The sequence below is a fragment of the Peribacillus sp. NPDC058002 genome, assembly GCF_042886655.1.
GTDB lineage: Bacteria > Bacillota > Bacilli > Bacillales > DSM-1321 > Peribacillus > Peribacillus aracenensis.
The window spans coordinates 1-7716 of record NZ_JBHVQU010000175.1; the positions used below are offsets into that span (position 1 = coordinate 1).

Below are 7716 nucleotides of genomic sequence, written 5' to 3' on the forward strand. Positions count from 1 at the left end.
CAGAAGAAGGATATATTCGAATTTCTGGAAGAAACAAAGACATAATCATACGTGGCGGTGAAAATATTCCAGTCGCTTATGTAGAAAATGTATTGTATGAACACCCGGATATTTCTAGCGCTCAGGTTATTGCAGTTCCAGATGCCCGTCTTCAGGAAAAAGCATGTGCATGTATCAGCATGAAAACGGGGAAGAGCCCGATCACGATGGATTCCATGCAGGAATTTCTCTCGCAAAAGGGTTTGGCCAAACAATATTGGCCTGAACTTCTTGAAATAATGGATGACTTTCCTCGTACGGCAAGCGGGAAAATCCAGAAATTCCGGCTCCGGGAAATGATAAATGAAAAGTTAGTCGACAAGATATAAGCAGTTTAAATAAATCCATATTGACTAAATGGTGAAAGTGGAGGGAAATACGATGAATAAAAGAATCGCATTTATTACCGGTGCCGGAAGCGGAATTGGCAGAGAGATTGCAAAAAAATTGGCTTCTCGCAATTTTAACATCATCGTGGCTGATATAAATCATAAAAATGCTGAGGAAACGGTTTCTTTAATCGAAAATTCGGGTTTTGAAGCCAGGGCGGTCCATTGTGATGTAACGAAATTAGAAAGTGTTAAAAAAGCCGTTGAAGAAACAGTGAATCATTATCATAAAATAGATATATTGGTTAATAATGCAGGCTGGGATAAGGTGGAACCTTTTTTAAAAAGCGATCCTAGCACTTGGAAAAGGATTATCGATATTAATTTACTTGGGCAGATCCATACTTGCAAGGAAATTTTACCTCTCATGATTGAAAATGGTTATGGAAAGGTAGTAAATATTGCATCTGATGCAGCTAGAGTAGGATCAAGTGGAGAGGCAGTTTATTCGGCTGCTAAGGGAGGGGTGATTGCCTTCACAAAAACGATAGCAAGAGAAATGGCACGTCACAAACTCAACATCAATTGTATTGCGCCAGGTCCTGCAGATACGCCCCTATTTCAAGAAATAGGCTCATACAATGAAGGTATAGCAGGTGCCTTGGAAAAAGCGATTCCATTTCGCCGGCTAGCTCAACCAGAGGACATTGCCAGTGCTGTTGCCTATTTCGTTTCGGAAGATGCAGGGTATATTACGGGGCAAACACTTTCCGTAAATGGTGGATTAACTATGGTCTAATCAATATAGTTGGGTGGTTATGCAAGATTGAAAGGCTAGTAAACTTAAAGCATTAGGTTGAAAACTTTTTCTAATACGTTTGACAATTGGATTTATCGTGTTAATATAAAGGCAAATGAAAATTAAATATACAATTTGTACCACTAGGGGTGCTTTATAGGTAAAAGTTGATTTTACCGCAGAAGCTGAGATTAGAGTATGACTTTAAGACCCTTAGAACCTGATCTGGTTTATACCAGCGTAGGGAAGTGGGGTCTGGAACGATACGTTTCTGTATTTTTTCAAGTACAACCACTTTCTTTACGTTTAAGAAAGTGGTTTTTTGTTTGCAAAAAAAGGGGTGATAAAAGTTTTTTTCTGTAAGATTCATTGAAAAATACTATTTGGAGGTAATGGACATGAAGTTTTCAGAGGAAATCCGTCGGGAAGTTGACCATATTTGGGAAGCTAGTTTTAATCACCCGTTTGTTGCAGGAATAGGAGATGGCACATTGCCATTGGAATGTTTTCGTTTTTATGTCATGCAAGATGCCTATTATTTATCTCATTTTGCCAGGGTTCAAGCTTTAGGGGCAGTCAAAGCTACAGATTTACATACAACAAGCAGGCTTGCCGGCCATGCACAAGGAACATATGAAGCGGAGTTGAAGCTTCATGAGAATTTTTCTGAGAGATTAGGCATCACAAAAGAAGAAAGGCAAAATTTCAAACCCGCCCCGACTGCTTATGCTTATACTTCCCATATGTATCGTGCAGCTTATTCGGGACATTTAGGTGATGTTATTGCAGCCATCTTGCCGTGTTACTGGCTGTATTATGAAATAGGTGAAAAGCTGCAAGGTAGCATACCCGAAGAGCCGATTTATCAAGAATGGATAGCGGCGTACGGAGGAGAGTGGTTCCGCACTTTGGTGGAAGAACAAATTGCGAGGCTTGATGAGATTGCTGAAAAAGTAACGGACGAAGATAAGGAGAGGATGAAAGAGCATTTTATCCTTAGCAGCCAATATGAATACTCATTTTGGGAAATGGCTTATCGTTTAGAGACATGGCCTGTGCACCAGGAAACACTGGAAGTATAAAGGAGAATGAAATAATGAAAAAAGGATTGAAATTAACGGATATATTAGTCACGATCGTGATTTCGGTAGCATTTGGAATCGTTTATATCCTTTGGGGTTCGATTTACTATTCTGTTAAACCATTAGGATTACATCTGGATCAACTTATTTATGGAATGTGGTTTATAGCTGGTCCCGTCGCCTTTTTAATTTTACGGAAACCGGGTGTGGCACTTTTGGCGGAGATTGCTGCAGCTTCCGGGGAATTCTTTCTAGGTTCTCCTTGGGGGCTGACCGTACTGTTATATGGGGTGGTCCAAGGTTTGTTCGCGGAACTGGTGTTCATGGGGTTCAAATATAAAAAATTCAATATGTCGGTGGCCGTTTTAGCTGCGGTAGCTTCCTGCCTTGCATCCGTACTAATGGATTTTGCATACGGGGAAATTGGTGCGCTTTCTACTTGGAATCTATCTTTATTCATGATAGCGAGGTTTGTGGGTTCCATTTTCTTTGCAGGTGTGACTGCCTATTATCTAGTTAAAGTCTTGGAAGCGACTGGAGTAACTAATCTTGTTCGTCCGGTTTCAAATAAAGATTATGCAGAACTGGATCAAAATTAGGTTGAGGGCCATGGAACCAATCATTTCAGTTGAGAAGTTAAGAATGAAATATCCCGGTGATGAATCTTTGGTTTTCAAGGACCTATCCTTATCGTTAGATATAGGAGAAAAGGTACTATTGTTGGGACCATCAGGATGTGGTAAGTCCACTCTTTTGCAAGTGTTAAGCGGATTGATTCCGAATTCCATCGAAGTCCCGATGAAAGTTGAAGAAATGAAATGCCCTTCTTCATGGGGGTATGTTTTTCAAGACCCTGATAGTCAGTTTTGCATGCCATTTGCCGATGAGGAAATCGCCTTCGTCCTTGAGAATCTTTCCGTCCCTAAAGGTGAAATGAAAGGGAAAATCCAATATCATCTCCGTAAAGTAGGATTGAACCTAGGCCATACAAGTATAGAAACATTATCAGGCGGGATGAAACAGCGTCTGGCAATCGCTTCAGTATTGGCCCTTGAACCAGAAGTGATATTTTTGGATGAACCAACCGCCATGCTTGATCCGGAAGGAACAAAAGAAATCTGGGACTTGTTGAAGGAAGTTGGTCGAGACAAAACGGTTATAATCGTCGAGCATAAAATTGACCATGTTTTAGAATTCATCGATCGAATCGTGCTTTTTAATGATGACGGTCAAATCATGGCTGATGGTCCAAGAGACACCATTCTTTCACAATATAAAAATGAAATGAAAGAATATGGAATATGGTTTCCAGGTGTTTGGGATGAATATGTAAATCAGCATGCACCCATTCGTGAACACCAATTTACAGATGATTCACTCCTTATGCATGTGCAAGGATTTAGCGGTTTTCGGAATAAAGAGGAAAAAATCAAGATTGAAGAGCTGAAGGTTCATTCAGGGGAATGGATTGTAATCAGGGGAGAAAATGGCGCGGGAAAGAGCACACTTTTGCAAGCACTGATGCAGTTCATAAAAACGGATGGTAAGTATGAATTAATGGGGACCCCCATTAAAAGGGTGAAAAATCCAACAAATCATATGACGTTTGTCTTTCAGAATCCTGAGTTTCAGTTCGTTGCAAATACTGTATATGAAGAGATTGCCTATTCATTGCGGATTGACAAACGGCCTCAACAAGAAATAGATGAGAGGGTCCGCACATTGCTTAAAGTGTTCGGCCTTATGGCACATCGGGATAAACATCCGTTTCAATTATCAATGGGTCAAAAGCGTCGCCTAAGCGTAGCTGCTTCAATTGTAATAGATAAAAAAATCATTCTCCTGGATGAGCCGACCTTTGGCCAAGATTCGAAAAATACCTTTGCATTACTGGAATGGTTTGAGGAATATCGAAGGCGCGGAATAACAGTGATCATGGTAACTCATGACGATCATATTTCAAAAAACTTTGCTACCAGGATCTGGATGGTTAAGGACGGAAACGTAATAAGTGATGAAAACATTGCGCAGGCCGGATTTTTGGAGACTGAAGTTTTATCACTTTAAAAGGAGTGTCATGTAGATGAATGTTTCAAATACAGAAACATGGCTCCATAGAATTAATCCAAGCGTTAAACTTGGTGTACTGATTGTGTTATGCATCGTGGCGTTATTCATTCATGACCTGAATTATATGATGAATATCACCATTGGCGTATTACTTTTATTTTTGTTTTTTACCGGGCATTCGATAAAACGAATCTTACTTTTATCGATTCCCTTTTGTTTCATTTTTATATCCACCTCTTCCGCAATGATATTATTCGGACAAGGTAAGACGCTTTGGTTCGAGTGGGGCCTAATATCGATAACGGAAGAAAGTTTCATGAGGGGAATACTTGTGGGCTTTCGAGCTTTGTTCTTTGCGGCCCTTGGATTAACTTTTTCCTTAACGACAAGGCCAGTGAACTTGTTTTATTCGTTAATGCAGCAAGTGAAGCTTAAACCGAAATATGCCTATAGTTTCATGGCGGCATTAAGGCTGATTCCCATCATGATGGAGGAGTTCCAAACGATACGAAACGCGATGAAGGTACGCGGTTTCGAAAGGGGAAAAGGGATAAGATCTGTATATTTTAAGATGAAAGCCTATTCCATCCCGTTGTTATCCGGAAGCATCAGACGTGCTCACCGAATCGCGGTTGCGATGGAGGCAAAGCGATTTACAGACACTCGGAATCGAACATACTATTATGAATTTGGGTTTTCAAAAAAGGATCATGGTTTCATTTTGTATTTTATCATCCTGCTGTTGGCCGGCTTTTATCTATCGATTCAATACCCGTTAGTATCTATTTGATTTTATGAGATGGTAATTTTACTAGTTAGGGGTTCTTAGTATGAATGCACATGAATTGCATATTATTTCTACTGGGAAACAGCCAATTGAAAAGTTTGTCGAGATCGCTTCAAACATTCAGGAACATGTTGATTTCTTTTATCTAAGGGAAAAGCAAATGAGTGCATCGGAACTCTATCGAGCAGTGACCCTATTACATGATAATAAGATTCCGCTTTCTAAGATCGTCATTAATGACCGGATGGATGTAGCCTGGGTACACAAAGTATTTGGTGTGCAATTGGCTTTTCATAGTTTAGATGCGGGAGTCGTAAAAGGAGCTTTTCCAGGGATGAATATTGGCTGTTCGATCCATTCCATGGATGAAGCGAAAGCCGCATTCAGCAAAGGAGCCAATTACGCGATTTATGGACATGTTTTTGAAACGGATTCAAAAATCGGACTTCCTCCTAAGGGAGTTAAGGAGCTTAATGCAATCACAAGAAATGTCAATCTTCCGATAATTGCGATAGGCGGAATAACACCTTTCAATTGCCAAGTCGTACTGGATGCGGGGGCACGCGGAATTGCCGTCATGTCAGGTGTGCTTGAAGCTGAAAATCCGATTAAAGCCGTTAAAGAATATTCGAGGTCTTTGGGAAAGGAGACATAAGATGAATTCCATATATGATGCAATCATTGTTGGGGGAGGAGTAATAGGTGGATCCATTGCTTTTCAATTAGCCAAACGAGGCAAAAAGGTCCTTTTATTGGAAAAAGATAGACTCGCCAGTAAAGCATCCAGTGCTGCAGCCGGGATGTTAGGGGCACAATCCGAGTTGGATGCTGATAACCCGCTTTTTACATTGGCAAGCCGAAGCAGAGGGATGTTTCCTGCACTGGCGGAAGAATTAAAAGACATAAGTGGAATAGACATCGAATTAGTGAACAAGGGCATGTTTAAGGTGGCGCTAACGAATGATCAGGTAGCCGATTTGAAGAACATGATCAGAGTCCAGCAAGATGCGGGACTTGAGGCTGAATGGCTATCGACTGCCGAAATGAGGAAAACGGAACCGCTTCTATCGGATGAGATTAAGGGGGCCATGTTCATTCCGAAGGATGGACAAGTTTCTGCCACTAGGCTATCGCTCGCTTTTACTGAATCTGCAGCTGCCCTTGGTGTAGACATAAAGGAATTCGTTCATGTCTCCGGTTTAGTTACGGAAAACGGATGTGTGACGGGAGTGGTCACGAACATAGGTGGATTTTCAAGTGAAAATGTCATCGTGGCAGGTGGGGCTTGGAGTGCTTTTCTCCTTGAAAAATCAGGGATGGGACTTGACAGTTATCCAGTAAAGGGTGAGTGCTTTTCCGTCCGGACCGATCGTCCATTGCTTGAAAAGACAATCTTCTCACATGGCTGTTATCTTGTACCAAAAATTGGCGGAAGGATCATTGTCGGGGCAACGGTTAAAGCGAACACTTTCGATCAAAAGGTAAGTCTTGACGGGATTTCTACGTTAATAGAAAAGGCAACGCAATTGCTTCCGGCGATTAAAGGAACCGAATTGGAAAAGACATGGGCAGGGATACGCCCCCAAACTGGGGACGGCTTGCCGTACTTTGGTGAACATCCAGGATGCAAAGGACTTTTCATTGCAACGGGGCACTACAGGAATGGCATTCTGCTTTCTCCAATTACAGGTGTACTTATTGCTGATCTTTTAGAAAGGAAGACAAATGCCGAATGGTCCGCTTTTCGATTGGATCGTTCGGTACAGACTCTTTTTTCATAATGGAGGTGGATGAATTGGAATTGATTATTAACGGGGAAAAAATAAGGATTCCTGCTGATGAATCAACAGTTTCAGGGCTTTTGCAACACTTTGATTTACATCAAAAAGTGGTGATCGTTGAATTGAATGATGAAATATTGGCAAAAGAAAGTCTAAGTGAAACACTTTTGTCAAATGGAGACAAGGTAGAGATTGTACATTTTGTAGGAGGCGGATGATATGTTAAAGATAGGTTCTTATGAATTTTCTTCAAGATTGTTACTAGGTACAGGAAAGTATCCAAACTTCGATGTTCAAAAGCAATCAGTGGAGGTTTCGGAGACGGAAATATTAACATTTGCGGTCCGGAGAATGAATATTTTTGAAGCCAGTCAGCCCAATTTTTTAGAAAAGCTTGATTTAAAAAAATACACACTCCTTCCCAATACAGCAGGAGCTAAAACTGCCAAAGAGGCAGTGCGCATAGCCCATCTTGCAAAGGCATCTGGCTTATGTGACATGATTAAGGTAGAAGTCATTGGCTGTCAAAAAACACTGTTGCCTGATCCGATTGAAACCTTAAAAGCTGCTGAAGAATTAGTGAAGCTGGGATTCACCGTATTACCCTATACTTCTGATGACGTGTTGCTCGCTAAGCGCCTGGAAGAAGTGGGGTGCCATGCAATCATGCCTGGCGCTTCACCAATTGGCTCTGGTCAAGGCATTATAAACCCACTGAACTTACGATTCATCATGGAACAATCTGAGGTACCTGTAATTGTCGATGCAGGGATTGGAACGCCCTCCGATGCGGCAATCGCCATGGAATTAGGGGCGGATGGCGTATTGC

Annotated in this window: 10 protein-coding genes and 1 riboswitch; all 10 genes read left to right on the forward strand. The window is 41.3% G+C overall.

The features are described from left to right. Positions 1-368: AMP-binding enzyme (locus ACFVSH_RS20480; protein WP_483878311.1), on the forward strand; the 368-nt coding region annotated here is incomplete at its 5' end. A 52-nt stretch (positions 369-420) separates the two neighbouring features. Further along, positions 421-1167, forward strand: coding sequence for an SDR family NAD(P)-dependent oxidoreductase (locus ACFVSH_RS20485; RefSeq protein WP_387595868.1), 747 nt, complete (start codon positions 421-423; stop codon positions 1165-1167). A 135-nt stretch (positions 1168-1302) separates the two neighbouring features. Further along, positions 1303-1431, forward strand: a riboswitch (TPP riboswitch). A 134-nt stretch (positions 1432-1565) separates the two neighbouring features. Continuing rightward, on the forward strand, positions 1566-2249 hold the full coding sequence (gene tenA / locus ACFVSH_RS20490) for a thiaminase II (protein WP_387595871.1): 684 nt from the start codon (positions 1566-1568) through the stop codon (positions 2247-2249). A 14-nt stretch (positions 2250-2263) separates the two neighbouring features. Further along, positions 2264-2848, forward strand: a complete 585-nt coding sequence (locus ACFVSH_RS20495) for an ECF transporter S component (RefSeq protein ID WP_387595874.1) — start codon at positions 2264-2266, stop codon at positions 2846-2848. Between the two features lie 10 nt (positions 2849-2858). Next, positions 2859-4316, forward strand: coding sequence for an ABC transporter ATP-binding protein (locus ACFVSH_RS20500; protein ID WP_387707556.1), 1458 nt, complete (start codon positions 2859-2861; stop codon positions 4314-4316). Positions 4317-4332: 16 nt separating this feature from the next. Beyond that, entirely contained in the window at positions 4333-5109 is a 777-nt protein-coding gene (locus ACFVSH_RS20505; RefSeq protein ID WP_387595880.1) for an energy-coupling factor transporter transmembrane component T family protein, read from the forward strand. A gap of 40 nt (positions 5110-5149) precedes the next feature. Next, a complete protein-coding gene (locus tag ACFVSH_RS20510; protein WP_387707557.1) occupies positions 5150-5761 on the forward strand; it encodes a thiamine phosphate synthase in 612 nt (203 codons plus the stop codon). Between the two features lies 1 nt (position 5762). Then, positions 5763-6887, forward strand: a complete 1125-nt coding sequence (gene thiO, locus ACFVSH_RS20515) for a glycine oxidase ThiO (RefSeq protein WP_387595886.1) — start codon at positions 5763-5765, stop codon at positions 6885-6887. A 14-nt stretch (positions 6888-6901) separates the two neighbouring features. After that, entirely contained in the window at positions 6902-7105 is a 204-nt protein-coding gene (gene thiS / locus ACFVSH_RS20520) for a sulfur carrier protein ThiS (protein ID WP_387595889.1), read from the forward strand. Position 7106: 1 nt separating this feature from the next. Then, the coding region (locus tag ACFVSH_RS20525; protein WP_387707559.1) for a thiazole synthase at positions 7107-7716 on the forward strand (610 nt) is incomplete at its 3' end.